A 26691-nucleotide genomic window follows, 5' to 3' on the forward strand; every position below is an offset into this window, starting at 1 on the left:
CTTCACGCTCGACACGGAGGTGTCTCGCGTGAAATACGACCAGGCGCGCTGGACCGACGACAGTGACGACCGGTACGAGCCGCTGCTCTCGGAGAAAGCCAACGAGACGGTCGAGGTTGAGGACTCGCCGCTACCCGACGATCTGACACGGGACTCGCTTTCCCTGCCGGACCCCGCCGAACCCGAACTGGCCCGGCACTACACGCGCCTCTCCCAGATGAACTACGGCGTCGAGAGCGGGCCGTTCCCGCTTGGCTCGTGTACGATGAAGTACAACCCCTCCTTCACCGAGGACGTGGCCGCACGGGCGGATGCCGCCATCCACCCGGACCGGCCTGATTCCACAGTGCAGGGGACGCTGGCGCTGTGTCACCGCCTGCAGGACTATCTCGGCCGCATCGGCGGCATGGATGCTGTGACACTGCAGCCGCCGGCCGGCGCGGCCGGTGAGTTCACCGGCATCCAGATCGCGAAGGCCTACCACGAGAACAACGGCGACGAGCGCACGGAGGTCGTCATCCCGGACTCCGCCCATGGCACGAACTTCGCGACGGCGGCGATGGCCGGCTACGAGGTCGTCGAGCTCCCGAGCGGCGACGACGGCCGGGTCGACATCGAAGCGCTGGAGGCGGCCGTCGGCGACGACACCGCCGCGCTCATGCTCACGAACCCCAACACGCTGGGGCTGTTCGAGCGCGACATCGAGCACGTCGCCGACATCGTCCACGACGCCGGTGGCCTGCTGTACTACGACGGCGCGAACCTCAACGCCCTGCTCGGGCGGGCTCGCCCCGGCGACATGGGCTTCGACGTGATGCACTACAACGTCCACAAGACGTTCGCGACGCCCCACGGCGGCGGCGGCCCCGGGGCCGGCCCGGTCGGCGTCCGCGAGGAACTGGCCCAGTTCCTCCCGGACCCACACGTCAGAGAGCGCGGCGGCAACTACGAACACTACGAGCCGGACAACACGATCGGGAAGGTCCACGGCTTCTACGGTAACTGGCCGGTACTGCTCAAGACCTTCGCCTACATCGCCAGACTGGGCGACGAGGGACTCCGGGACGCCAGCGCGAAGGCCGTGCTGAACGCGAACTACCTCGCCGAGCAGATCGAGTACGAGGTGCCCTTCGGCCCGTTCCACCACGAGTTCGTCGCCAGCGCGGGCGAGCAGGACGCCGCCGACGCGGCCAAGCGGATGCTCGATTACGGCGTCCACCCGCCGACGACGAAGTGGCCCGAAATCGTCGACGAGGCGCTGATGACCGAGCCCACGGAGAGCGAAACCAAACGCTCGCTGGACCAGCTCGCGGCCGCGTTCAACGCCGTGGCCGGCGACTCCGACGCCGAACTGGCCGACGCGCCGTCGCGTCCGGCGGCGAAACGCATCGACCAGGCGACTGCGGCCCGAAATCCGCGGCTCTCCTGGCAGGCGCTTGACGACACGTAGCTGCTCGTTTCGACAATTGATACTCCCGCCCGAGCGTATATGCCACCCCGTTGTATAGCAGTTACAACGCAACGCTATGTCCGATACGCCGCACCTGTTGTACGTAGGTCCTACCGACGATGACGCGGACACAGCCACACCAGACACACCGGCCCCAGCCACACTAGTCACCAGCGCGGCAGACGCGCTGTCGGAGCTGGCCGACCGCGACTACGCCGCCGTCATCTGCGAGCAAGAGCTCCCGGGGGACGAAACGGGTCTGGACGTGCTGGCGGCGATACGCGAGCAATACGACGCCCTCCCGGTCGTTCTCTGTACGGCCGAACCGGACGGCGAGGTCGCCGCCCGTGCGACGCAGTTGGCCGTCACTGAGTACGTCCCGCGGAGCGACGTGGACCTGGCGACACGGGTCGGCGACATCCTGACAGGGACCGACACGAACGCCGACAGTCCAGCCGATCCCATCGAGCGCAAGCACGAGCTACAGACGAACAACGCGGCGCTTCGGAAGCTAGCACAGCTCGCAACGGAAGACGGGCTCACGGAGACCGAAACGGTCGAACGAGTCCTCGAAATCGGATGCCAGCGGCTCGGCGTGTCACTTGGCTTTCTGAACCGGATCGCGGACGGGACACACGAGGTCGCGGTAATGGTCGGCGATCACCCCCGCTTCGAGCCCGGGACCACGACCCCGGTCGAAGAGACCTACTGTGATCGGGTCATCGAGACCGGCGAGATGTACGAGGTCGCCGACGCTACTGACGTGGCGGGCGGTCCGCCAATCGCACAGAAATCCGGGATATCCTGCTATATCGGGAGCGAACTCAGCGTCAACAGGACGACCTACGGGACGCTGTGTTTCGCCGACAGCGACCCGCGTCCGGAGCCGTTCTCGGACTCGGAGCAGGCATTTCTCGAACTGCTGACCGAATGGATGAACCGCGAACTCGAACGCCGCCGCCGCGAGGACGAACTCGAACGATACGAGAACATCATCGAAGCGGTCGATGACGGCGTCTATGCACTCGACTCAGAGGGGTATTTCGAGTTCGTCAACCAAGCAATGACCGACCTCACTGGCTACTCCGAGTCGGAGCTGCTCGGCGCCTACACCGGGTTCATCAAGAACGACGCTGTCGTCGAGCGCGCCGAATCAATCGTTCAGGAGATGATATTCGGGGACCGCGACGACGAGGAATCGTTCGAACTGGAGATTCAGCAGGCGTCGGGGAACTCGTTCCCCGCCCAGGACCACATGACGCTGCTGTACGACGACGACGAGCGATTCGCTGGGACCGCGGGCGTCATCCGGGATATCACGGAACAGAAACGGCGCGACGAGGCGCTGTCCGGACTGCTTGATACGACTCGGTCGCTCATGCAGGCCAAGACACCCCAGGAGGTCGCCGAAACAGTCATCGAGGCGACCGAGTCGGATCTCGGGTTCGACCACTCGCTCGTCAGGCTGTACGACGAGGAGGCGGACACGCTCCGACCGGTCGCAGCCAGCGACAAGGTCCCGGAACGACCGGTGTACGACGCCGACGAAGGGTTCCCCGGCGACGCGTTCCAGCGCGACGAGCCGCTGATCGTTGACGAGTTCGAGCGGATCGACAACTACGACTCCGACGTGCTGACAGCGGTGATGTACCTCCCGATGGGAGACCACGGAGTCGTGAGCATCGGTGCGCGACAGGGCCACGAGTTCACCGAGTCGGACGTCTCCGTCGGCAAGATTCTCGCGTCCAATGCGGCCGCCGCGTTCGACCGCGTCGAGCGTGAGCGAAGCCTGTTACGGTACGAGTCAGTGTTCGAAAACGTCCGTGACATGATGTACGTCCTCGACGACGAGGGTCGGTTCCAGCTGGTCACCGAACCGCTCGCGGAGTGGCTCGGCTACGAGCGGGCGACGCTTCTGGGCCAGCACCCGCGCGTTGTTCTCGACCAGGACACTATCGACGAGTTCGCCTGTCGTATCGGCGACCTCTGCCGCGCGGGCGGAACCGGGGCGGTCCAGCTCGAAGCGGCGCTGGAAACGGCCAGCGGAGGGACGCGTCCGGCCGAAATCGAGGTATCGCTGCTCGACGCGGACCAGTTCCGCGGCACTGTCGGCGTCGTCCGGGACCTGACCGAACTCAAGCAGGCGCGGGCAGAGCTGAAAGACGAGCGTGACCGGTTCTCGTACCTGTTCAACACGCTCCCAGACGCCGTCATCGAAACGGAGACGGTCGCGGACGAGTCGGTCGTCAGGTCGGTCAACCCCGCGTTCTCTGACGTGTTCGGGTACGGTCAGGATACGGCTGTGGACAGTCCTCTGTCCGACCTCCTCCGACCACCGGACACTGCACACGACGAACTGCCCCAGTTCGACGACAAGCAGACGAACGGCGACCCCTTCCAGACCGAACTCCGACTGATGACCGAGACGGGGTTCCGTGACTTCCTCTTCCGGGGCGTGCCGTACAGCCGGGACGGTGACAGCGTCCGCGGGTTCGGTATCTACACCGACATCACTGAGCAGCGCGAGCGCGAACGCCGGCTGAAACTGCTCAACCGCGTCCTTCGGCACAACCTCCGGAACGACCTGACTGTCGTCCTCGGGATGGCTGACGCGCTGGACGAGCGTATCGACGACGAGGACCAGCGGGCCATTCTCTACAGGCTTCAGCGAAAGGCGGAGGAGATGGCGTCGCTGAGTGAGCGGGCGCGCGACATGGAGCGTTCCGTTCGCCGCGACCAGTACGGCGTGGACTCGGTCGACGTGCCCGCAACCGTTACGGATACCGTATCCTCGTATCACGACGAGTACGCCGGTGAAATCAAAACAGACCTCCCGGATGTGTCGGTTACGGCGGGTGATGGGCGGCTACATCGAATCCTCGGTGAACTCCTCGAAAACAGCCTCGAACACGCCGGCGACGACCCGTCGATTAGCGTCGACGTGACGGCCGACCAGCGAACCGTCTCAATCACTGTCGCCGACGACGGCCCGGGGATTCCACAGCACGAACTCGACGTCGTGACCGGCGACGAACCGATTACACAACTCCGTCACGGGACGGGACTCGGCCTGTGGCTGGTCGTCTGGGTGACCGAAACCTACGGCGGCACCGTCGACTTCGCTAGCGGCCGGGACGGCGGGACAGTCGTCACGCTAGAACTGCCTCGGTTGGATACCTAGATGGCGTCGCGGATCCGGTCGGCGAGCACGCTGTACTGCTCCGTGCCCGTCCCCTTCTGGACCACGGCAGTGACGCCGTGCTCCGCGGCAGCATCTGCGACGTCGTCGTACTCGCGGGCCGTAAACAGCAGGAACGGGATGTCAACGTCGTTCTCTCGGAGCGCAGCACACAGCTCCATCCCGTCGAGTCGGGGCATCTTGTAGTCACTGACGACGGCGTCGAAATCGCCGTCAGTTGCCAGGTCCAGTGCCGCCTCTGGGTCGGCTTCCGTCGTGATCTCGAACCCGTCTTCCTGTCCCAGAAACGTCCCGACGATGTCCAGAACGTCTACATCCTCGTCTACCAGTAGGACCTCGATACTCATCGGTTCTAGGTCCGTGGTTCCCCGATAAAAACTCTCGGTCACCGCATCGTATTCAGGTCGACGACGACCGCCTTATCCACGGTAATCCACGTCGACAGTTTGGCAATGCCGGAGAGCCCCCGTGGTGACACGGTACAGCGGTCCGGTTCGCCGGTGTACTCAACCACGGTCATCGACAGGTCGTGCGGGGCCTGCGTTCGCTCGGCGGTCGCGTTTCCCGCACCGTCCGGGTCGAGACTCATCGGTAATGGATATCTCTCAGGGACGATGTAAAACGGCTGCTAAGAGGTCTCTATACCGCTCCGGAGAGCTATGCCGCCTGGCCGGTGTCGACTTCGCCGTCGATGCGGACGAACCCGTAGTCACACTCCGGGCAGTGCCACTTGATCTTGGTCCCCAGGTGCATCGTCGTGCTCGCGACCTTCCAGAAGTCGCGGTACTCTTCGCATTCAGGACAGTAGTGTTCGAGTTCGAGGCCCATATCCAGTTGTTTCCGCGGGGGTACAGTTGAATTTCCCGGTTCCACTCGGGGCGTCGAAGCAGGCAAACCGCTCGAACCCCTGTATCCCAGTATGATTCCGAGCGCGTACGAGCCGACCCATCCGACCGAACTGGCCGTCGACGCTGAATCGCTGCCGCCGTCGGCGACCGAGACGGCGACGTTCGGCATGGGCTGTTTCTGGGGGCCGGACGCCCGCTTCGGCGCGACACCGGGCGTGGTTAGGACACGAGTCGGCTACGCCGGCGGCACCGACCCGGACCCCAGTTACTACTCGCTGGGCGACCACACCGAGGTCGTCCAGGTCGAGTACGACCCCGAGGTAGTGCGCTATGAGGACCTGCTGGACGTGTTCTGGGCGAATCACGCGCCGTTCTCTGCCCCTCTGAAACGCCAGTACCGCGGCGTGGTGCTGGCTCGTAACGATCAGCAGCGTGAAACCGCCAAGCGGACGCGCGAGGAACTCGAATCGCGGACGGGGAAGTCAGTCGAGACGGCAATCGAAGCCCTCGACCGGTTCTACCTGGCAGAGGGGTATCACCAGAAGTACGAGCTCCGCTCGACGCCGGTGGTCGCCGACGAGCTCGAAGACCGCTACGGCGACACGTTCGTCGATTCGACGGTCGCCGCCCGGCTCAACGGCTTCGTCGCTGGCCACGGCGAGGGTGACGAACGCGAGGCGCTGTTCGCCGAGCTGGATATCTCGCCGGCTGCGCTCTCGGAAGTGCGCCGCCGGCTCTGAACGCGGTGTTGGCGGTCTCCAGTCGCCACGGGCTGCCCGCGCGCCCCAACGATTCGCCCACGGCTATAAGACGCTGGCAGTGCCAGATTCAGCTATGACTATCTATACCGGCCGCGGCGACCAGGGCCAGACGGATCTCCGGAACATGGAGCGGGTATCGAAGGACAGCCGCCGTATCGAGGCCTACGGGACCGTCGACGAGGTGAACGCGCTGGTCGGGGTCGTGCGGCCGACCGGCCACGACGACATCGACGAGAAGCTCCGTGTCATCCAGAACCACCTCCACATCGTCCAGGCCGACTTCGCCAACCCCGACCCCGACGAGGGCGACCCGCGGATACAGGAGTCCCACGTCGAAACGCTGGAGGACCTCATCGACGAGGCCGATTCGGAGCTTGACCCGCTCGAATCGTTCATCCTTCCCTCCGGTTCCGAACCCGGGGCGAAGCTCCACCACGCCCGTGCGGTCTGTCGGCGCGCCGAGCGCCGCTGCGTCTCCTTTGCTGCCGAGGAGGCTGGCGTCAACGAGACGGCGATCATCTACCTGAACCGCCTCTCTGACGCCCTGTTCACGCTCGCTCGCCTCGTCAACAAGCGCGAGGGCATCCGCGAGGAGAATCCCGACTACTGACGCTGTAGGACGTTTTTTGTCGGGTAGGTAGCCGTCGTGACTTGACTCCATGCTAGCGCCGGCGGTTCGCAATAGCAAAGTGACCGGCCCGGAAGGGTGAGGTATGAAAGCGACCGCGAAGGCACATCCGATTCAGGGGCTGGTCAAGTACCACGGGATGCGCGACGAGGAACTGCGACTGCCGTACCACGACAGCATCTCCGTCTGTACCGCACCGAGCCACTCGAAGACGACGGCCGCCTTCGACCCGGACCGCGAGGAAGACGTGTACGTCATCGACGGCGAGGAGGTCACTGGCCGCGGTGCCGAGCGCATCGACGCCGTCGTGGACCACGTCCGCGACCTGGCGGGCATCGACCACGGCGTCCGCTTCGAGTCGGCGAACAACTTCCCGACGAACATCGGCTTTGGCTCCTCCTCCTCGGGCTTTGCCGCCGCGGCGATGGCCCTCGTTGAGGCAGCAGGGCTCGACATGACGCGACCCGAGATATCGACGGTCGCCCGGCGCGGCTCCTCCTCGGCCGCTCGCGCGGTGACGGGCGCGTTCTCCCACCTGCGGACCGGCATGAACGACAAGGACTGTCGGAGCGAGCGCATCGAGACGGACCTCGAAGACGACCTGCGGATCGTCGCCGGGATGGTCCCATCCTACAAGGAAACCGAGGAAGCCCACAAGGAGGCTGCCGAGAGCCACATGTTCGAGTCGCGGATGGCCCACATCCACGGCCAGATCTCGGACATGCGCGACGCGCTGTACGACGGCGACTTCGACGCCGTCTTCGACCTCGCCGAGAAGGACTCCCTGTCGCTGGCCGCCGCGACGATGACCGGTCCCGCCGGCTGGGTGTACTGGCAGCCCCGCACCATCGAGATTTTCAACGCCGTCCGGGAGCTCCGGAACACCGAGGACGTGCCGGTGTACTTCTCCGTCGACACCGGCGCGAGCGTCTACATCAATACGACTGAGGAGTACGTCGGCCGCGTCGAAGAGACGGTCGCCGACTGCGGCGTCGACACCCGCGTCTGGGATGTTGGCGGCCCCGCACAGATTCTTGACGAGGACAAGGCGCTGTTCTGAACCGGCACTGATCGAATCGTCGCTCCCGAGCACAGGGTTAACCCGACGCCGTCCTAACCGGAGAACACAATGCGCGTCGCCGTTCTCGGATCCGGATACGCCGGGCTCACGCTCGCCAGAAAGCTCGAACAGACTCTTCCCGATAGCGTCTCGCTGGTCGTCGTCGACGAGGAGCCCGAACACCTCGTCCAGCACGAACTCCACCGGGTCGTCCGCCGGCCGTCGCTGGCCGACGAGATCACTGTCGACCTCGACGCCGTCCTCGACTGCGAGGTCCGACAGGCGACGGTCACGGACGTTTCGCCCGACGAAGGGACGGCGACGCTGGATGGCTCCGAGACGCTGTCCTACGACGTGGGTGCGGTGTGTCTCGGTGCGCAAACGGCCTTCTACGACCTTCCGGGCGTGCGCGAGCACGCGGCGCCGCTGAAGCGCCTCGACGACGCCCGCGAGATCCGCGAGCAGTTCCTCGACCTCGGCGACGGCGACCGCGTGGTCGTCGGCGGCGCTGGCCTGTCTGGCGTGCAGGTGGCCGGCGAACTGGCCGAAATGGCCTCGGACAGCGATATCGAGGTGCTGCTGCTCGAACAGGAAGACGCCGTCGCGCCGTCGTTCCCGGCGTCGTTCCAGTCGGCCGTCCACGACGCGCTGGTCGACGCCGGCGTGACAGTCAGGACCGGAACGGGCGTGGCCGGAGCCGATGCCGACGCGATTGCGCTCGAGGACGGCACGGACCTAGCGATGGACCAGTTCGTCTGGACCGGCGGTATCGAGGGGTCGCCAGCGCTCGATGCCGACCGCCCCGTCGTCCGGGCGGACCTCCGACTCGGCGAGTCGACGTTCGCCGTCGGCGACGCCGCCCGGGTCGTCGACAGCGACGGCGAGGCCGTGCCGGCGAGCGCGGCGGCGGCCATCCGCGAGGCCCGCGTGGCCGCGGACAACATCGGGACGCTCGTCGACCAGCAGCAGGGTGGCCCCGGCGATTTCCAGCCCCGACTGACCCAGTACCAGTTCAACGTCCCTGGGTGGCTCGTCTCGGTCGGCGACGACGCCGTGGCGAAGGTCGGCCCCTCTATCCTCACCGGGCGGGCCGCGCTGGCGCTCAAGACGACTGTCGGCGCGGGTTATCTCGGAACGGTCGGAGCCGTCCAGAACGCGGTCGACCTCGTCAGCGAGGAACTGGACCTCCACGACGAGAAGCCGGACAGTGAGTAAGAGGCAGGAAAGCGGCCCGGGTGACCCTCTCAAAGACGAGAGATTTTCACGGGCGTCAGCACGAGCGGGTACCTGAAACCCACGGCGGAGCGGAAGTTAACACATATATCCGACACCCGTGTATCCCGACGTTATATGCAATTCTGTGATGAGTGTGGTTCGGTAATGCACACGGAGGGCGACACCTGGGTGTGTCGCTCCTGTGAAAACGAGGCGCCCCGGGACTCGCAAGCAGAAGCGGCGATGGCGACCCAGGATGCACAGCGGGATGACGGGGCACCCGCCGTGGCCGACGCGACCCAGAGCACCTCCGAGACGATGCAGGAGCCCTGTCCGGCGGACGACTGCGACAGCGACCGGGCCTACTACGAGATGCTGCCGAAACCGGGCGGTTCCTACGAGGTTCGGCTGTTCACCTGCGTCGACTGCGGCCACAAGTGGCGCGAGTCCTGACGGCGTATCTCGCGAACCCCGCCGGGTCAATATGCAGAGACCGATTCAGCCCCGCAACTCCCGGTGGTACTCGGTCTCACGTAGGACCAGACATCGACTTCGAACCAACTCTCACACCGTTCTTGTCGGTCAACGAGCGGTTGGTTCAACGTCTCCGACACGAAAGGAACGGAGCCTGTGCTGCGTGGAACCGCTCTATGCAGCACGGCAGTTCTGTCCGTTACGAGGGGATGCAGTCAAGCTGAAAACAGTACAGCGGCGCGTCAGTCCTCGCTGTCCGCAGTTGCGTTCCCGAGTACGTCGTCGGGCTCGATCCAGATGACGAACTCGTCCTCGCCGTCGCGGTCGACGACGCCGTTGATGTACTCGCCGTCGACCGGGGCGGTGTTCACTTCGGATTCGGCGACAGGGACGACCTGCCGGACCTCGTCGACGATCCAGCCCATCGCGCCCTGTTCCTCGAACACACCTGCGTCGAAGACGACGATGAGGTTCTCAGTCCCGTCGCTGTCGATGTCCATCATCGCCTTGGGGTTGAGAATCGTCGTAATCTGCCCGCGGAGGTCGACGACGCCCTCGACGTAGTCCTCGGTGTTGGGCACGCGGGTGACCGTCTCGCGTTTGACGATCTCCTCGACGTAGTCGATGTCGAGACAGTAGTACTCGTCGCCGAGCGCGAACTCGAGTACCCGGACCATCTCTTCCGTCTGGGTCGCGTCGTCGTCGATAGCCGCGGCGCGAGCGCCGCCTTCGGTCGTGGCGGTGTTGTCCGACGCCATCGCCTCCTCGATGAGTTCCTGGTCCGGCAACTCGACGCCGGTCGGCCCCTGCATCGGGCTGGCCGACGCCGAAAGGTCGTCCGTCGGCTGGTCGGCAACACCGGTGTCGTCGTTCTCAGTGGACACCTGGGCGGAGGCCTCAGCCGCTCGCTGTGCGGCGGCCATCGCGTCAGTGTCGCTCTGATCAGTCGCTGCGCCGTCGGCGCCAGTGTCGCTGCCGCCGTCGTCGGTGGCCTGTTCATCGGCAGCACCCGCTTCGTCAGCCGCGTCACCGCTGGCGGCCGCTGAGTCCGTGGCGACTGCCTCAGTTGCTGTCTCCTCGGTTTCGCCCTCGTCGGTGGGCTGCTCACCGGAGCCGTCCGCGGAGGCGTCGTCTGTCTCCTCGGTGTCGTCGGTGGTTTCTGCCTTGTTCCCCTCGCGCATCTGCCGGATGCGCTCCGCCCTGTCCATGCGTTCGTCGTCACTCATGCTGGTACCTCTGTGTCGGTAAAGCCGAACTGCTCGTCGAGTTCAGCGGCGATGTCCTCGAAGACGGCCGCCATGTCACACGATTCCTCGGTCGCGAAAATCGATTGGCCGGCGCTGAACGCGCGCTGAAGCGCTACCCGTTTGCGGACCTCCCAGACCGGGCTGTCCGGGAACGCCATGTTGAACCATTCGAGCATCGTCTCGTCCTCGGACGTGGTCTCGACGCGGTTGGCGACGACGCCGAGCGTGTTGATCGACGCGTCGGTCTGGCGCTCCATCGCGGCCATCTGATCCATCAGCAGTTCGATGGCCCGCTCGGAGGTGGCTTCTGTCAGTGCGGGGATGAGGACGTTCTGTGCGGCGTACATGCCAGTGTCGGTCAGCTTCCCGTAGAACGGCGGGCAGTCGATGATAACGTAGTCGTAGTCCCCGTTGAGCGTCGACAGCGCCCGGTCGAGCGTGTCGAGCGCATGTGACCCCGTGACCATCTCCGGCGTGATGTTGATCGCGAACGAGGCCAGCGCGGCCTGATCGATATCCCCGCCCTGGGTGTTGACCCGGGCGATGAGGTCGGCGATGGTCAGTTCGTGCTCGGCCTGGAGCATATCGATGCTGGAGGGGATCACGTCCATCTCCTCGCCTTCGCAGATAAGCTCACCCAGCGCCGATGGGTCGCCGGTCAGTGCGTCGAACAGCGTCGGGGGGTCGGCGTCGTACGCCTCGACGAGACCCACGCCTTCCGTGGCGTTGCCCTGGGGATCGAGGTCGATAAAGAGGACGTCCCGGCCGCGGTCGTTCAGTGCACCGGCTACGTTGATAGCAACTGTCGTCTTTCCGGTCCCGCCTTTCGCGTTGGTCACACAGAAGCGGGCTGGACCGGTTTCTGATTGCCGGTTCATCATCCAAGTGTCCACAGGTCGACTCCGAGTCACTATAAAAATGTGGTCCCGATTATCAACGTCGCAACTGGGGGACGGAACGCGGACGAGACGGAAACGCCCGCGAGCGTGTGCATGACGGCCGTCTGACGGTGTGCAAGATTTATGATTGTGTAGATTGAAGGGTCAGTATCATGACCATCAACCCGCGCGACTACGACCTCGACGAGTTACGGAAGATGGCTCGTCAGCGGGGGAACGGGATGAGCGACGAAGACGTCCCGGACCCGACGGGCCTCGACATGGGCCTTGACGACTCCGACGAAGAGGTGCTTGCGGGGAGTTCGTTCCGCTCCGGGCTGTACCGTGAACTGCTGCCGTTCCTCGGCGGCGACGCCAACGAGAAGCCCTATCTCGAAACATTGCCCGAGACCTACGCCGCGGAGTTCGTGGTCTTCGAGTGGCTGGAGTTCCTGCTGATGCACTCCGGGTATCAGGGGGCCGACGAAGCGCTCGAGTACTACCGATCCATCGACTGGATCACCGAGGACGTACAGGACGACCTCTCAGACTATCTGCTCGGCATCGACGAGTCGGCGACGAACGACGACAACGAACTGAGCGTCGACGACCACATGCTGAGTCTCGTCTACGTCGCGAAGCTCACTGCGATGACGTAACTCTCGTTTTCAACACCAGTTTTTCGCTTCGAATCCCCGCTACGGAAGGGGTTTCAGTATCAGCCACCTGAGAGGACAGCTATCAGTCCTGAATACTAGGGAGAGGATATATATCGGGCGGTCGACAAGGACGACCGTATATGAGTGACGAGGATGCGGACGACGGCACCGGGTCCGAATCGGACGCCGGTGTGTCGTCGGACGGCGCTGCCGCTGTTCCGGTCGGGGTCAAACTCGGGAGCACCCGGACCGTCATTGCCCTGCCGGGCGAACACGGCACGGAGAACCGGATCATCAAGACACTGACGTGCATGGCGACGTACGAGGACGCCCTGACCGGCGAGGAGAAGATCCTCTACGGCGAGGAAGCGGCCCGCGAGTATCCGGACCGCGTCGAGTATATGCTTCGGTCGGGGCTCCCCGAGGACGCCGACCGGGCCGAGATGACCAAGACGTTCTTCGAGGCGATCATCGAGGAGCACGACATTCCGGCAAACAGCGGCGTCGTGTACGCCATCCCGACTATCGACAACCCGACCGGGCTGGAGAACCTCCAGAACGTCATCGAGAACTCCTCTATCGGGCTGGAACTCGTCGAGAGCTATCCGGAGTCCCTGTGTGGCTCCATTCCGGCCTTCGGCGACGACCTGGAAGCCATCGACGAGATCTTCGTCGCCGTCAACATGGGGTCGACGAACCTCGAAGCCTCCGCGTACCGCCGCGGTGAACAGCTCTCTCCGTTCACGACGGGTGCGGTGACCGGGAACGAAGTCGACCGGATGATCGCCAACTACGTCGAGGAGGAAACGCAGGGCCGTGTCAACATCGACAACCAGACCGCCCGCGAATACAAGGAAGAACACGCCGACTTCGTCGATTTCGAGCCGTTCACGGACATCATCCAGCAGCCCGGCGGCGGCTCACACGAGTTCACCATCGAGCGCTCGGTGATGGACGCGGTCAACGAGTATCTCGACGATGCTGTCGACGAACTGGCGAACACGTTCCTGCCGGAGCTGGCGAACGATTACATGAAAGTGTACCAGCTAGCACTGGACCGGCCGATCGCCATCACCGGCGGCATGGCCTGTATCCCCGGCATCGTCGACGAGTTCGAGGAACGACTCAGTGCGGAGCTGAACCGTGACATCGAGGTCATCGCCGCCGACGAACCGGACGTCGCGCCGACCATCGGCGCACAGCGGATCGCGGCGCGTCTCGTCGAGACCAACTAGGGGTTCCGCCAGCAGTTCAGCCACCGTTCGATTCTGGGCTCGGACTGTGCCATTTCGTGACCACGATCGGTCGAGAGCAGTTCGAATACGTCAGTGTCGATTCCAAGGCGGGTCGCGTCGGTCGAGAGACCACCACCCTGTCGCTCCTGAGACGAACCCCCGCTGAGACGGGTACGTGGCATGTGACCGAGTACGGAGACATGATACCTAAAGCCAAGTCAGACAGCCGTCTGCCGGCTGACGTACGGTAGGGGGTCACGGCGTAGTCGACAGGGCTGCCGTGACCGAAGAACAGCAGCACGATATGCTCTCGAACCAGATTAATTTACTACAACGATATCAGAATAGATACGTGAATATCAAGTCTTAAGGCCTATTCTACCCGGTAATGGGAAAAATTATCAACTTAGATAATTTCGATGGAGATCCGCCCGACGTTCTCACCGGCACCGGTTCGGGCGGACTCCTCTCGGCCGGATATCTCCACGATGGGCCAGCACTGGGAGCCGTCGACGACGACGAGACGGCACAGTTCGCCCTCACCAGTCGCAAGCACGGCATCGAAATCGGCACGTCGGAGTCCGGCGAGACGGTGCGACCAGGAAGTAACTACCGGATGATCGGGATCGTGACTGACAAGCGGTTCCTGTTGCTGGTGGGCGACGACGACGGCGACACGCGGTTCGCCATCCCACACGTCGATATCGACCAGATTTCGGGTGACCGGTCGCTCGGACACGGCCGGATCACGTTTCGGCGGTGTGGCGACACGGAGTGGCAGGTCCACTGTGGCAAGCAGGGGCTGGTGGACCTGACGGCGTACCTCTCGCACGCGTCACAGGCGTGGGTCCGCGTCGAGAATATCCTGGACGAGGTCAAGCGGCTCCTCGTGACGGCGACCGAGCAGCGCGACCGCGGGGACCACGAGCAGGCACTGGAGACGGTACTGGAAGCCGGGGACCGCCTCGACGCGGCCGGCGAGACGGCCACCGAGTTCGGGCCGCCCGGAGACGCGAACGCGCTCGAAGGGCGTGTCACGACGGTGCGGGAGCGCCACGTTGCGACACTCGCGGAAGTCCGCCGGAGCCGCGCCCGGCGGGCGGTCGACACCGGTGAGCGGCACTGGCGGGAGAACGAGTTCGAAGCGGCGTACGACGCCTACGAGGCGGCGCGAGCGGAGTACGACGAGCTCTTTTCGCTCCCGACAGAGGCCGTCACCGATCTTCCGGATATCCGCGCCGAGCGGGACCGGCTCGACACAGTCATCGAGGACCTCGAACAGTCGCCGCTACGCACTGCGGTCGCGGCCGACAACGAGGCCGTCGCGGCGGAAGACCCCGCTGTCGCCGCCGATCACTGGGCCGAGGCGCTCGAAGCCTACCGGGACGTCCTCGAACTCGACTGGGGCGCGGACGAGCGGCGGTTCGCCGGCGACCCCGAGAAGGTCCGGGACCGACTGGGGGCCGTCGCGGAGAACCTCGTCGCCGCGCGGCGGACGGTCGCGACGGACGCGATGGAGGCCGGGGACTGGTACGCCGACGCCAGCCAGCCAGCCCGACGCCGCGTTAGCGGAGTACGAGACGGCGCAAGCGGCGTTCGAAACTGCGCTGGCGGACGCCAGAGACTGTTATCCGGACGCCACCGACCACCTGAAAGCGGAACTGGATGCCGTGGAACAGCGACTCTCGCGGACGGAGGCCAGACTCGATGGCGAACCCGTCGACGTGGACGACCNATACCGTTCTCGATATCCGAGAGGTCGGTCGTGTCAGTCGGTGACGGCGAGCGTTCGTCGGCGGTCGTGATGTCCAGACTCGATGGCGAACCCGTCGACGTGGACGACCGCTTCGACGAGACTGGGACAACGCCGGACCTGGACATCACGACCGCCGACGAACGCTCGCCGTCACCGACTGACACGACCGACCTCTCGGATATCGAGAACGGTATCGACGGCACCGATCCGAAAATCGACTCGACGGGACACAGCGGGTCGTAGTCCCCACCAGCCATCCGTTCTCGGCTGGCCGTCCATTGCCTGTGACCGTCCGCGCTCTGCAGAAACTGTGTAGCGGTGGCGCTATCGTCACAGAATGAGGGCTTCTAATCAGTGGCGTGTGATGATATAGCATAATTCAGCCGTGTCAGGCCGTCTCCCGGCCGGGCCGACTATGGTCAGGAGAAAATTTATATCCATTAGTGGAATATATACAATTATAATGGATTGCACCAACTGTGGCACGCGGATGTCATACAACGATCAGACGACAAAACTCACCGAGTTCGTCTGTCCCAGTTGTCACGAAACCGTCATCGACTGGAAGGACGAGGCCCGCAACGCCCGCGTTCACTGACCGGTCCAGCCCACTTTTCCACCGACAGTCCCACTCTCAGCCACTGCTCTGGCTACTGACGGCGTTGCCGATATCTCTGCCTCGTCGCTGACTCGTGTTGCGGCCACGCTATGGGCCGCCCACCTGACGCTTCACTGGCCACTCAGCGACGTAACCTACAAGAGCGTGCAAATTCGTTCAGGAACGATTGCCGAATGTTTTTATATTTCAGGAGGGGATAACCGAGCAATGGGAAATTCGCCACGCATCGGCTGTCTCTACGCCGACGCCTGCACGGACGAGCAGGCAGCGGCGTACGACTGGTGTCAGGAGACAGTCGACGATGCCGAGCGATGCGCGCTCTCGTCGGTCGATCCGACCGAGTACGATGTCCTCTGGTGGCATCGGGACGAACTGTTCGACGAGCGAGCGCTGGCCGACGCGCCGGCCCTGGCCGCGTATGTTCGTGACGGCGGTTCGCTCCTGCTGACACTGAGCGCGCTTTCGGCCGTCGAGCCGCTTGGGTTCGACGCCGTCGCGCCCGACGCCACCGGCTGGGAGGAGATTCCGGAGCCGACCGGCCACCTCTGGCAGGCCCTGTACGAGGACCACCCGATTCACGCGGACTACGACACCCTCCGCGTGCATACGCGCGGTGCCGGCGTCACGATCCCCTACGCGAGATACGAGTCCATCGCGCCCCAGTCCGGGGACGTGCTCGCGAGTACGGTCCGTGGCGACACCGACGTGGTCAAGCAGATGTCGATTCTCTCCTGGAAGCCCGGGGCCGGGCAGGTGCTGGGCATCGGGTCGTCCGTAGCGTTCGCCCAGCCGACCCACGACGTGTGCCGGGGCAACCGCGAGACGCTCATCGAGAACGCGCTGGGATTCCTGGCGACGGACGAACGGCACCCGCTGACCGGCCGTCCGAAGGACGTCGACACGTTCGGGCAGTTGCGCGAGCGGCTCGGCGATGACCCGAGTCGCCCGTCTTACCACGTAACGCCGCCGGCGAACTGGCTCAACGACCCGAACGGCCTTATCCACTGGAACGGTCGCTATCACCTGTTCTACCAGTACAACCCGGCCGGGCCGTTCCACAACACGATCCACTGGGGCCACGCCGTCAGCGACGACCTCGTCCACTGGGAGGACCGCCCGGTGGCGCTCACGCCCTCGCCCGACGGCCCGGACCGGGACGGCTGCTGGTCCGGCTGTGCGGTCGACAACGATGGCGTCCCGACCGTACTGTACACGGGCGGCCGGGACAAACGCCAGCTTCCCTGTATCGCGACCGCCGCGGACGACGACCTCACGACTTGGGACAAGGACGCGGACAACCCCATCATCGAGGAACTGCCGACGGAACCGGAGGTGCTCCGCACCGAGGACTGGGAGGGGGAGTTCCGGGACCACTGCGTCTGGCGCGAGGACGGGACCTGGTACCAGCTCATCGGGGCCGGCATCGAGGGTGGCGGCGGGGCGGCGCTGCTGTACGAGTCTTCCGACCTCCGGGACTGGGAGTATCAGGGACCGATCCTCGCCGGCGACCGCGACACCGCCGGGACCGTCTGGGAGTGCCCGGAGCTGCTCGACTTCGGTGACCGACAGCTCCTCCACATCTCGAATTACGAGGACGTGGTGTACTTCCTCGGGACATACGATGACGGTGAGTTCGACGTCGACCGCCGCGATAAGCTAGACCACGGCGACTTCTACGCCCCGCAGTCGATGTGGACCGACGACGGCCGCATCCTGACCTGGGGGTGGCTCCCGGAAGCCCGCGACGTGAGCGGGCAGTGGGACGCCGGCTGGTCCGGCGCGATGTCGCTCCCCCGGGAGCTGTCGCTGGCTGACGACGGCGGCCTGTGCCAGCGGCCGGCCCCCGAGCTCACCGAGCTACGGGGCGAGAACACCGGCTACGACGTGGTGCGCCTCGACCCCGGCGACACCGAGCAGTTGCCGGTCGAGAGCCGGTCGTTCGAACTCCGCGCCACCGTCCGGCTGGAAGACGCCGAAGCCGTCGAGCTGTCCGTCCTCGAATCGCCGGACGGCGAGGAGCGGACACCCATCAGATACTCCTACGAGAGCGAGATCGCCGTCGACCGGTCGGCGTCGAGCATCGACCCGCAAGCGACCGGCGATACCCAGTCGATGCGAGTCCAGCCGTACGACGCGCCGCTGTCGCTGCGTGTCTTCGTCGACGGGAGCGTCGTCGAGGTGTTCGCTAACGAACGGCACTGCCTGACCAGCCGCGTGTATCCGACCCGCGAGGACGCGACCGGTATCTCGCTGTCGGCCGACGGCGGGCGCGCCACTATCGCGTCGCTGGATATCTGGGAACTGGACTCAGTCTGGTAACCAGCCCGACTGGATTCCTGCGAAAAGACGGATTCCGCGCTCGTTACTTTGACTCGGTGCCAGTCTCGGTTCGGGTGCCGTAGCTCCCGGCGCTGGTCTCGTTGCCCTTTCCGCGCCGGATCAGTTCCCTGTCCGTCAGCGGCAGCGTCTCGCCGTCCAGCGGGATGTGCCAGTGCCCGAGAGTTCCGATGATACGCGTTCGGCTCCCCTCGACATCGAGCCGGAGCGTCGGGCCGAGCGAGCCGCCGAACCGACGCATCTGCTCGGATTCGGACAGATGGGCGATTTCGTCCAGCGTGTCGCCGTCGAAGTCGTAGTAGTTGAAGAAACTCTGGACCAGCACCTCGTCGCCGTGGGGGAACGCCATCCACGAGTAGGACTGGAACGGCGCATTCTCGGGATTCGTGGCGACGAGTCCGGACTCGTTCAGCGGGACGTACTCGCCGCGGAGGTCCGTCGCGACGAAGCCATACAGCGCGTCGAAGCCCTCGACCCCCGGCGCGAACGTGTGGAGGTGGCTGGAGATGAACAGGTAGTACAGGCCCTCTCGATACACGACGTGGGGCCGTTCGAGCTCCTGATTGACGCCGACGGCGTCCAGCAGCGGGTCTTCGAGGTCCCACTCCAGCGGGTCGCCCGTCGGCGAGCGGGCGACGCCAACGCTCCCGTTGAACTCCTGTAATGCGGCGTCGCCATCGCAGACGTCGCTCCCCTCCGGAACCGGCGTGTTCGCTTCGAACAGGAGCCAGGTCTCGCCCGTCTCGGGGTCCTCGAAGAACCACGGGTCGCGGAAGGTGTATATCATCCCGCGGGACTGGTCTTCGCGCTCGTAGCGGTCGCCGTCGGGCTGGAGCAGTTCGTGGTGGGTCCACGGCCCCGAGAGCTCGAACCCGTCCGTCGTGTCGATGCTGCCGCCGCCCGCGCCGACGATCCGCTGCGTGTAGGTCAGGTCGTCGGCTCCCTCCTCGCCGGCCGCCGTATAGAACAGATAGACGCTGCCGTCGTCGTCGTACAAGGCGGACCCGGCCCACTGGCGCTGGCCCAGCGCGTCCTCGAACACCGGGCCGGCGTTGTGCCAGTTCCGGCCGTCGTCGGAGTAGAAACAGCGGATAGTCGCCACGTCGTGGCGCTTGCCGGGTAGCAAGTCGGACGGAGCCGTCAGCGAGAAGCAGACCCGGTAGCCGTCGACCGTCGCCAGCGTGCCGTCGCGGTTGCGGAGGAACCAGGTATCCCAGATGTGGACCTCAGGGATCTGTTCGGTCGCGGGCGGGTAGACGATGGGGGCAACGGTGTCGTCGGTCCGCTCGATCCGACTCGCCTGCTCGCGTGTCCACCCGGCGCGTCCCTTCGTCCCGGGACGACCCTCGCCGAGCGCCTCGTTTGTCATAACTCACGTTGGGCCGACCACGGGTATAAATGTTGTCAGGCGGGTACCACAGGTGTTGTATGAAAGATATTCAACATTCCAGTTCTTGCGACGTGGCTGGCTGAGAAAATTGATGGCCGGTAGTCAGGTGCGGCCGAGCAGCGCGTTACTCGCCCGAGTCCTCGCTTCGGCTGACGCCCTCTGGACCGGTGATATCGAGCGGCCGGACCCACTCGTGCCAGATGAAGACGACGCCGAGGCCGTACCCCAGCGCCCAGGCGGCGCTCCCGATCCAGGGGTAGCCGAGCGTGCTGAACCCCCAGTTTGCGAGGCCCGGGAGGATGATCGCAGCGACGACCGTCAGCGCCAACACTACTGCGTCCTGGCTGTTCACGGTCGCGGCCTCCCCGTCGCTGTGCCGTTCATACTTACAGTTAGACTCGGACACTGGTGAGTCTGTCGAAACATCGAACCGTGACGGGGATCGAACTGACGCCGTAGCCGTCCCATTTTTATCATCGTATGCCCTACCCCGGATGTCGGGAATGTCTCAGAACCACACAGACCGGTCGTCTTCGGAAGACATCGAGTGGTGCTACGATGCCGTCCATCGTGTGTCACGGACGTTTAGTCTCACAATTTCGGAACTCAACGAACCGATGGCCCGGGACATCTGTCTGGGCTATCTTCTCTGCCGTGTGGCTGACACGATAGAAGACGCCGGTCATCTCCCTCCAGCGGTGCAGACCGAACTCCTGCAGACGTACAGCCGCTCGCTCGAACCGTCGAGCGGGACGACCGTGTCGTCGTTTCACGACGCCGTCGAGGAGTGGATTCCAACGACGACGAACGCCGACTGGGAGGTCGTCGAGAACGCGGGCCGCATCGTCGACGTGTTTCACACCCTCGACGACCACTCCACGCAAACGATTCGCGGGCCGGTCCGGGAGCTCGTCGACGGGATGGCGATGTTCGTCGACCGCTACGCCGACGCCGGCGGACTGCGAATCAAGACGCTCGACGAACTCGAAGAGTACTGCTGGTACGCCGCCGGCACCGTCGGCACGCTGGTGACCGGGCTGGTCTCCCACGAGGCCACCGACGAGCAGGTCGCCCAGATGGAAGAAAACGCCCGCTCCTTTGCCCTCCTGCTCCAGCTCGTCAACGTCGCCAAGGACGCCGCGACGGACATGGAAGAGGAGAACAACGTCTACCTCCCGCTGGAACTGCTCCACGAGCAGGGGCTCGACCACAGCGACGTGAGCGACACCGACAACGTCGACTCGCTGGTCCCCGTCATCGAGCAGGTCACCGAGCGAGCGGAGGGCTACCTCGACGACGCGCAGGCGTGGCTCGAAGCCATGCCGGAGACCCGCGGCAACACGCTCTCCGCGTGGGCGATTCCGTTCCTGCTTGCCGTCGGGACGATCCGGGAACTCCGCGAGCGACCCGCCGACGTCATCGAGCAGGGCAACGTCAAGATCTCCCGCGAGGAGGTCCACTCCGTGACACAGCAGTTCGGCGGCGACGGCGACCCCTCGATCGGGGAGCTGCGGGCCAAAATCCGCCAGCAACCGCTCCACCAGTACTGACGACCAACAGAGACATTCCTCTTTTCGAGGCTCGCTTCGCCGTTCACGCGAGCGCCGATTGCTCCGAACCGCGTTTGTCGTACCGCTGCACGATCTCTCTGAGCCACCAGAGCTTCAGCCCGCTCATCGCCAGCGTGGCAACCGCGGCGCTGACCGGTCGTCGACGCCAGGCGGCGTACAGCGCGAGAGCCGACGCCAGCGCGCCGCCGGTGTTACACACGTTCGGATAATCGAGGCCCATCGTTCCGTTGTCCTGCTCCCCGAGCCACCACCGCTCTGCCAGCACGGCGCGGGTCATCCAAGCATCCTCGGTGTCCGGCGGCGCGAACAGGATTGGGTTGATAGCTGTCCATAGCAGCGCCGCGGCCAAGAGTCGCCAGCGACGCTGATACACTGCGTACACAATGACAGCGCCGGTCGGAACGCGCGACCAGCCGCTCTTGGGATTCGAGTGGCGGCTCCAGAACCAGTCCCGGACGCTGTTCGGTAGTGGTGCTGTCATATCTACCTATCGACCGTGGCAGAAGATAACACTGCTGCCGGGTGGTGTGGCCCAGAGCGGCGGCCCCGATCTGATTCTCCGGGGACAGAACACTCATGTCCGCCCTGTGTGAACGCCGCCTATGGCCACAGCGGCGTCGGGACTCTCCGAGCCACAGGTACTCGCCCGGACGAAAGACCGGCTGTTCGCGGACCGCGAGGACGCCTACGTCGTCGCGGACACGCAGTTCGCCCAGCGGCGCTGGCTGGACGAGACGCCCATCGAGGCGTCCGTGCAGGCGACGCTCGCGCCGTTCAACCACATCCAGGTCGGAACGGGCTATCCCGACCTCGTCGGCGTGCAGACGCTCTCGACGGACCTGCTGTCCGTCGACCGGCTCGGCGACCGGCCGCCGCTGATCGCTGTCGAGGCGAAGGGCTACACGGGCGGCGGTGGCGTCGACGCCGAGCGCGGGGTCGTCCAGGCCCACGACCGGCTCAACGAGGCGAACGTCGCGTTCCTGACCGCCCCGCGAAGCGGCATCTCCACCGCCGCGCGGACGATGGCCCGCGAGCTGAACGTCGGCGTGCTGGGCGTCGACCCCGACGGCTCGGTTTCGGTCCTCGAACGGCCCCGCGTGGTCGGCCACGGATCGATGGACGCCGCCTCGGCGATCCGGTTCCAGGCCAGTGCCCAGGGCGTCGCCGACCAGAACTTCGGGCTCAACCATCCGAAGAACTACATCGCTGTCCCGCTGGCCGTCTACCATGACGGCGACGCACGGGACCTGCTTGCGTCTCATGTCGTCGGGGCCGTCGACGGCGCTCTCGCCGGTGCGGAGTTCTTGAACCTGATCGACGCCGGCCAGGGATCGCTCACGCTGACACCGCTGGGTCGGGAAGTCGTCCGGTTCGCGCTCCGGACGGTTGGCAACGTTGAGGCTGCCCTCCGACGGTTCGAGGACTGGCAGCGCTCCCGCAAGCGATTCATCGACGTCGCGCCACAGTGGGGCCAGCTCGTCCGCCGCGTCGTCTCCGACTACCCGGCCACGGAGCTGCTCGTCGACGGGCTCTACGCCTGCCACCGGGACGGCTTCGACTCCCCGTCGCTCGTCGAGTTCGTCGAGTACCTCCACGCCCTCCACCCCGAGTTCACCGTCGAACTGTTCCTCCGTGGCGACGAGACCGTTCGCCAGCGAGTGTTGACCGGCGACGGCGAACTCCGCCGCTCGGAACTCACCGACGGCAGCGTCTACCACTCACCCACCGTCTTCCAACTGAAGGCGATCTACTACCACGCCGGCATCGTGACCGACCGCGGCGCAGAACCCTCGAACCTCGACCCCGAGCGCGACGAGTGGGCGCTGTGTGACCCGCTCGTGTAGCGGCGCTGCTCCGGTGGCTCCGGTATTCCTACCGACGCATAATCCTGAAACGTGGGTAGCCCCTACAGTAGCGTAATGTCCCGAACCCTGGAGCTCCCCAACGGCGACGTCGTCTCGCCGGACGACGTGTTCTGTTACAACGACTACCCCTATCGGGTCGTCTGGCTGGAGGACGACACCCACGAGTTCGCGCTCTCCCCGCTGTACTGGGGCGACAGCGGCATGGACATCCCGTTCCGCGACCGGGAGGCGCTCGTCGACCAGTGGGAGGTCGATTCGCAGGGCCGGATGACGGCCGAGGAGTGGGCGGACTGGCTCGACGACGCGACGGCGGACCACCGCTACAGCGACGACGAGGTCACGTCGCTCGCGGCCGAGCTACCGACGGAGTGGGGCCCTGAGGGCGAGGATTCTGACGCCAGCGGCGGCGGTATCCGGGACCGCCTCGGACTGTAAGTTCTGTCGCCGGAGTCTGAAAGGTATTAATCCGTTCGTCCTGCAACCCTTGGCATGGAACTGATCTGGCTCGCCGCCGGCGGAGCCGCCCTCGCCGTGGGCCTCGCGCTGGCGTTCGCGATTACCCGCCGTTCATCCGGCAGTGCGTCGAAACGCGCTCACGAGGCCGCACAGGAGCGAGACCCGCCGGTCGAACTCGGCGAGACCTACGAGTTCGGCATCACCGAATTTAGCGACCATCACTCCGGCGACCGCGTCGCTGTCGGGAAAGTCGAGGGATTCGTCCTGTTCACCGAGGACGTGCCGTCGTCTGTGTCGGCCGGCGACGTGATCCGGGCGAAGGTGCTGTCGTTCAACCGAGATCACACCTCCGCCGACGCTCGGTTCGTCGAACGCGCGTGAGCGAGGGGAGCGGGTACAGCCTCGAGGCGAGGCACGTCCCGCTCGACGCCGGATCGCCAGTCCCGACGGAGGGAGAAACCGATATGTGCCTACCACGATAAAACAGACCATGAGCGAATCGGACGGGCAGAGCACGCCACAGGACACCCGCGAGGTCATCATGGAGGCCACCTTTCGGGCGCTGAGCAAGCACGGCTACAAGGACTTGCGGGTCCGGGACATCGGCGAGGAGATGGACATGTCCCGGCAGGTGATCCACTATCATTTCGACGGCAAGTACGACCTGATATCTTCGTTTCTGGAGTACATCATCGACCAGTACGAGGGTAGCGTCGAGGTCGACGACGAAACCGATCCCCGCACAGAGCTCGATGTACGCATCGACCGATGCCTGTTCGGCCCGGAGTTCGACGACTTCTCGCACTGGGACCGGATGAAGGTGTACCACGAACTGTACGCCTACGCGCAAAACGACGCGGAGCACCGAGCGCTGTTCAACGAGCACTACGACCGCCTTCGAGAAAGCATCTCGACTGTCATCGAAGACGGAGTTGAGCAGGGCACGTTTCGCGACGTCGACGCCGAACTGATGGGCCAGCTCGTCACGGACGTGATTCACGCGGCCCGGGGCCGACGGATCGCCCTTGGCCACGAGGACGCACCCGACGAAGCCAAGCGCGCCGTCAACGAGTTCATTCTCGACTCGCTGTACCCGCCGCAGTAGACGGGACTGGAAAAGACAGCGTCAGACGGGGCTGATACCGACGCTGAGCGCCCACGTCCCGGTTGCGGACGCCGCGACGACGAGCGCGCCGCCAGCGAGCGTCACGTTCTTCAGGAAGCTGTTCAGTTCGTCCTGCCGGTCCTCATCCGGTACGGCCCAGAAGTCGTGCATCGCAACCGCCGAAACGATGAGGAACGCGGCGAGGGCGACCGCCGCGACGACCGGGAAGACGCCCACGGTCACACCGAGTCCGCCGAGGATGAGGAGCCCGCCGGACGCGAGGACGGAGAATTTGGGCGCCGGGAGGCCCTTGTACTCGGCGTAGCCGGCCATCTGTTCGGTCTGCGTGAAGTGGCTCAGGCCGGTGAAGGCGAGCACGCCGCCGAAGAGGACGCGGCCGACGACGAGCAACACGACGTCGAGTCCGGGTGCCATCACAAACTCACCACCGAGGTCAGACGAGTGTTTCCAACAGTACAATTCGGGATAGTAGCGGGATTCATTGTGTTTGTAGATTCCGGCTGCATCGTTAGAGCTCCGGCACGTCCGACGGCATGTCGAAGTCGTGGTAATACTCGCCCTTTTCCTTCGAGAGAATGTCGAGGACGGCGGCCGCGCCGTCGCCGGCTGCGATGACCGCCTGCCACTTCTCCGCTCGCCCCATTGCACCGGTCGCGTACACGTTCTCGACCGACGTTTCCATGTCGACGGTCACGTCGACGACATCCTCATCGGTGAACGCACAGCCAAGGTCCTCGGCGAGGCTGCGGTCGCCACCAGTCGCGAGGACGACGTACTCCGCGGTGTACTCGTCGTCGTCCGTCGTCAGGACGAACCCGTCGTCAGTCTGCTCAATGTCGGTGACTTCTGTCTCGTGCAGCGTTGCGCCACGGTCGCGGGTCTGCCCGCGAGCGATGGTGAGGAACTCGTCGCCGCTGATGGATCGCACGCCGGGGTAGTTGAACAGGTGGGCCTTGTGCACCCACGACTCGTCCGTGTCGAAGGCGACCGTTTCGAGGTCGTTTTTCGCCGCGTACTGTGCCGCACTCAGTCCGGCGGGGCCGCCGCCGACAACTGCTACATCTGCCATGTCTCAAGCCAGGGGCCACCAATAAAAGAGTTTTACCATCTGGTAAAATTCGGCCGGAAGGTCACATATGTCTCTCAACCGGATAACGCCGGCCACTCATAGAACGTACGGCCCGCGCTGTCGGATCGGCTCGCCGTGCGGACGGCCCGAGACGGCGACGACACGGAGCGACTCATTGCTCCGGAGTGTCACTGACCGCGCATCAGTGACCGGCAGAACATCACCGTCAGTGAACGAATGCCCCTCGACCGTTCCGTTCCCACTGACACCGTAGAGGAACCCGGACCACTCCTCCGGAACCGACCACGTCCACGCGTCGGTCACTAACACGTCCAGATACTCCATCGGCGTATAGAGGCTGATCGGCGAGCCCTCGCCGACAACTGTCGTGACCGTCGCGCCGTCCCGTTTCTCCGTCGGAAGCGCGTCGGCCGTCGCGTCGACGTAGTCCGGCTCAGCGTCCTTCTCCGCCTGCGGCAGATTCACCCAAAGCTGGAGTCCGGTACAGGCCTGCCCATCCGCGGGGAACTCGGAGTGGCGAATCCCGCTTCCGGTCGTGATTCGCATCGCATCGCTCTCGTACGCGGTGTTTGCGACGCCGAGCGAGTCCTCGTGTTCCATGCCGCCTTCGATCATGTACGAGACGATCTCGAACCCCCGGTGGGGGTGCATCGGGAACCCCTTGTCGGGGTCGATATAGAACTGCTCGAACAGGACGAACGGGTCCAGATTGTGCGGATAGCCGTCCGTCGGAAACGCACGGTTCGAATTCACACCCGTCCCATGGCGGACCGACTCTCCGGAGATGGGCCTGTCAGTCGACGCCTGCGACTCGCTCTCAGTCATAC

General features: G+C 64.9%; 28 protein-coding genes. 16 read left to right on the plus strand and 12 right to left on the minus strand.

Features of this window, described 5'->3' with window-relative positions; genetic code table 11:
• Positions 1-28 precede the first annotated feature (28 nt).
• Together gcvPB and C442_RS14225 are read left to right on the plus strand one after the other, a co-directional pair.
• The gene (gcvPB, locus tag C442_RS14220; RefSeq protein WP_049943039.1) at positions 29-1450 is read left to right on the plus strand and encodes an aminomethyl-transferring glycine dehydrogenase subunit GcvPB; all 1422 of its coding nucleotides are present in this window, start codon (positions 29-31) and stop codon (positions 1448-1450) included.
• Between the two features lie 76 nt (positions 1451-1526).
• A complete protein-coding gene (locus C442_RS14225) occupies positions 1527-4631 on the plus strand; it encodes a PAS domain S-box protein (RefSeq protein WP_008311592.1) in 3105 nt (1034 codons plus the stop codon).
• Here C442_RS14225 and C442_RS14230 read toward each other — a convergent pair.
• The 3 genes from C442_RS14230 to C442_RS22240 all read right to left on the minus strand — a co-directional run bounded on the left by C442_RS14230 (position 4628) and on the right by C442_RS22240 (position 5477).
• Entirely contained in the window at positions 4628-4996 is a 369-nt protein-coding gene (locus C442_RS14230) for a response regulator (protein WP_008311595.1), read from the minus strand. The two genes, C442_RS14225 and C442_RS14230, sit on opposite strands and share 4 nt — an antisense overlap.
• Before the next feature lie 38 nt (positions 4997-5034).
• Positions 5035-5238, minus strand: coding sequence for a DUF7511 domain-containing protein (locus C442_RS14235; protein ID WP_008311597.1), 204 nt, complete (start codon positions 5236-5238; stop codon positions 5035-5037).
• 68 nt (positions 5239-5306) lie between these two features.
• A complete protein-coding gene (locus C442_RS22240; RefSeq protein WP_004591646.1) occupies positions 5307-5477 on the minus strand; it encodes a DUF7838 family putative zinc beta-ribbon protein in 171 nt (56 codons plus the stop codon).
• A gap of 91 nt (positions 5478-5568) precedes the next feature.
• Between C442_RS22240 and msrA the strand changes: the two genes are divergently transcribed.
• The 5 genes from msrA (at position 5569) to C442_RS14260 (ending at position 9614) form a co-directional block, all read left to right on the plus strand.
• Positions 5569-6237 carry a peptide-methionine (S)-S-oxide reductase MsrA gene (msrA, locus tag C442_RS14240; RefSeq protein ID WP_008311603.1) on the plus strand — a complete coding sequence of 223 codons (669 nt, stop codon included), beginning with the start codon at positions 5569-5571 and terminating at the stop codon, positions 6235-6237.
• Between the two features lie 94 nt (positions 6238-6331).
• Positions 6332-6868: a cob(I)yrinic acid a,c-diamide adenosyltransferase gene (locus C442_RS14245; RefSeq protein WP_008311605.1), complete on the plus strand. Its 537-nt coding sequence runs from the start codon at positions 6332-6334 to the stop codon at positions 6866-6868.
• 103 nt (positions 6869-6971) lie between these two features.
• Entirely contained in the window at positions 6972-7946 is a 975-nt protein-coding gene (gene mvaD / locus C442_RS14250; protein WP_008311607.1) for a phosphomevalonate decarboxylase MvaD, read from the plus strand.
• A gap of 69 nt (positions 7947-8015) precedes the next feature.
• Positions 8016-9161, plus strand: coding sequence for an NAD(P)/FAD-dependent oxidoreductase (locus C442_RS14255; RefSeq protein WP_008311609.1), 1146 nt, complete (start codon positions 8016-8018; stop codon positions 9159-9161).
• A 135-nt stretch (positions 9162-9296) separates the two neighbouring features.
• Positions 9297-9614, plus strand: coding sequence for an RPA12/RPB9/RPC11 RNA polymerase family protein (locus C442_RS14260; RefSeq protein ID WP_049943004.1), 318 nt, complete (start codon positions 9297-9299; stop codon positions 9612-9614).
• A gap of 263 nt (positions 9615-9877) precedes the next feature.
• Here the strand turns inward: C442_RS14260 and C442_RS14265 are convergent, their stop codons facing one another.
• Together C442_RS14265 and C442_RS14270 are read right to left on the minus strand one after the other, a co-directional pair.
• A complete protein-coding gene (locus C442_RS14265) occupies positions 9878-10861 on the minus strand; it encodes a chemotaxis protein CheW (protein ID WP_008311613.1) in 984 nt (327 codons plus the stop codon).
• Positions 10858-11763, minus strand: a complete 906-nt coding sequence (locus C442_RS14270; RefSeq protein ID WP_008311616.1) for a ParA family protein — start codon at positions 11761-11763, stop codon at positions 10858-10860. Before C442_RS14270 ends, C442_RS14265 begins: the two co-directional genes overlap by 4 nt.
• 170 nt (positions 11764-11933) lie before the next feature.
• Here C442_RS14270 and C442_RS14275 point away from each other — a divergent pair, with 170 nt between their 5' ends.
• Complete coding sequence (locus tag C442_RS14275; protein ID WP_008311618.1) at positions 11934-12419, plus strand: FlaD/FlaE family flagellar protein; 486 nt, start codon at positions 11934-11936, stop codon at positions 12417-12419.
• A 140-nt stretch (positions 12420-12559) separates the two neighbouring features.
• A complete protein-coding gene (locus C442_RS14280) occupies positions 12560-13654 on the plus strand; it encodes a rod shape-determining protein (RefSeq protein ID WP_008311619.1) in 1095 nt (364 codons plus the stop codon).
• Here the strand turns inward: C442_RS14280 and C442_RS14285 are convergent.
• Entirely contained in the window at positions 13651-13836 is a 186-nt protein-coding gene (locus C442_RS14285; RefSeq protein ID WP_008311620.1) for a hypothetical protein, read from the minus strand. The two genes, C442_RS14280 and C442_RS14285, sit on opposite strands and share 4 nt — an antisense overlap.
• A gap of 2037 nt (positions 13837-15873) precedes the next feature.
• On the opposite strand from C442_RS14285, the gene C442_RS22930 reads away from it, so the two are divergent.
• Together C442_RS22930 and C442_RS14295 are read left to right on the plus strand one after the other, a co-directional pair.
• Positions 15874-16008: a hypothetical protein gene (locus C442_RS22930; RefSeq protein ID WP_275039412.1), complete on the plus strand. Its 135-nt coding sequence runs from the start codon at positions 15874-15876 to the stop codon at positions 16006-16008.
• A 228-nt stretch (positions 16009-16236) separates the two neighbouring features.
• Positions 16237-18348, plus strand: coding sequence for a GH32 C-terminal domain-containing protein (locus C442_RS14295; RefSeq protein ID WP_008311624.1), 2112 nt, complete (start codon positions 16237-16239; stop codon positions 18346-18348).
• Positions 18349-18391: 43 nt separating this feature from the next.
• Here C442_RS14295 and C442_RS14300 read toward each other — a convergent pair whose 3' ends face one another.
• Positions 18392-19735 (minus strand): glycoside hydrolase family 68 protein, encoded by a 1344-nt coding sequence (locus tag C442_RS14300; protein ID WP_008311625.1) that lies wholly within the window; start codon positions 19733-19735, stop codon positions 18392-18394.
• Between the two features lie 145 nt (positions 19736-19880).
• Positions 19881-20108, minus strand: a complete 228-nt coding sequence (locus tag C442_RS14305; RefSeq protein ID WP_049943041.1) for a hypothetical protein — start codon at positions 20106-20108, stop codon at positions 19881-19883.
• Positions 20109-20259: 151 nt separating this feature from the next.
• Here C442_RS14305 and C442_RS14310 point away from each other — a divergent pair, with 151 nt between their 5' ends.
• A complete protein-coding gene (locus tag C442_RS14310) occupies positions 20260-21306 on the plus strand; it encodes a phytoene/squalene synthase family protein (RefSeq protein WP_008311627.1) in 1047 nt (348 codons plus the stop codon).
• Positions 21307-21349: 43 nt separating this feature from the next.
• Here the strand turns inward: C442_RS14310 and C442_RS14315 are convergent, their stop codons facing one another.
• The gene (locus C442_RS14315) at positions 21350-21808 is read right to left on the minus strand and encodes a DUF6653 family protein (RefSeq protein ID WP_008311629.1); all 459 of its coding nucleotides are present in this window, start codon (positions 21806-21808) and stop codon (positions 21350-21352) included.
• Between the two features lie 121 nt (positions 21809-21929).
• Here C442_RS14315 and C442_RS14320 point away from each other — a divergent pair, with 121 nt between their 5' ends.
• The 4 genes from C442_RS14320 (at position 21930) to C442_RS14335 (ending at position 24753) form a co-directional block, all read left to right on the plus strand.
• Positions 21930-23171 (plus strand): hypothetical protein, encoded by a 1242-nt coding sequence (locus tag C442_RS14320; protein WP_008311631.1) that lies wholly within the window; start codon positions 21930-21932, stop codon positions 23169-23171.
• A gap of 75 nt (positions 23172-23246) precedes the next feature.
• A complete protein-coding gene (locus C442_RS14325; protein WP_008311633.1) occupies positions 23247-23627 on the plus strand; it encodes a hypothetical protein in 381 nt (126 codons plus the stop codon).
• Positions 23628-23681: 54 nt separating this feature from the next.
• Positions 23682-24029, plus strand: a complete 348-nt coding sequence (locus C442_RS14330) for a TRAM domain-containing protein (protein ID WP_008311635.1) — start codon at positions 23682-23684, stop codon at positions 24027-24029.
• A 109-nt stretch (positions 24030-24138) separates the two neighbouring features.
• The gene (locus C442_RS14335) at positions 24139-24753 is read left to right on the plus strand and encodes a TetR/AcrR family transcriptional regulator (protein WP_008311636.1); all 615 of its coding nucleotides are present in this window, start codon (positions 24139-24141) and stop codon (positions 24751-24753) included.
• Between the two features lie 21 nt (positions 24754-24774).
• Here C442_RS14335 and C442_RS14340 read toward each other — a convergent pair whose 3' ends face one another.
• From C442_RS14340 to C442_RS14350, 3 genes are all read right to left on the minus strand, one after another.
• Positions 24775-25188, minus strand: a complete 414-nt coding sequence (locus C442_RS14340) for a DoxX family membrane protein (protein ID WP_008311637.1) — start codon at positions 25186-25188, stop codon at positions 24775-24777.
• A gap of 94 nt (positions 25189-25282) precedes the next feature.
• A complete protein-coding gene (locus C442_RS14345; RefSeq protein ID WP_008311639.1) occupies positions 25283-25843 on the minus strand; it encodes an NAD(P)/FAD-dependent oxidoreductase in 561 nt (186 codons plus the stop codon).
• A gap of 96 nt (positions 25844-25939) precedes the next feature.
• A complete protein-coding gene (locus tag C442_RS14350; RefSeq protein WP_008311641.1) occupies positions 25940-26689 on the minus strand; it encodes a pirin family protein in 750 nt (249 codons plus the stop codon).
• Between the last annotated feature and the right edge of the window lie 2 nt (positions 26690-26691).

The sequence above is a fragment of the Haloarcula amylolytica JCM 13557 genome (assembly GCF_000336615.1).
GTDB classification, from domain to species: domain Archaea; phylum Halobacteriota; class Halobacteria; order Halobacteriales; family Haloarculaceae; genus Haloarcula; species Haloarcula amylolytica.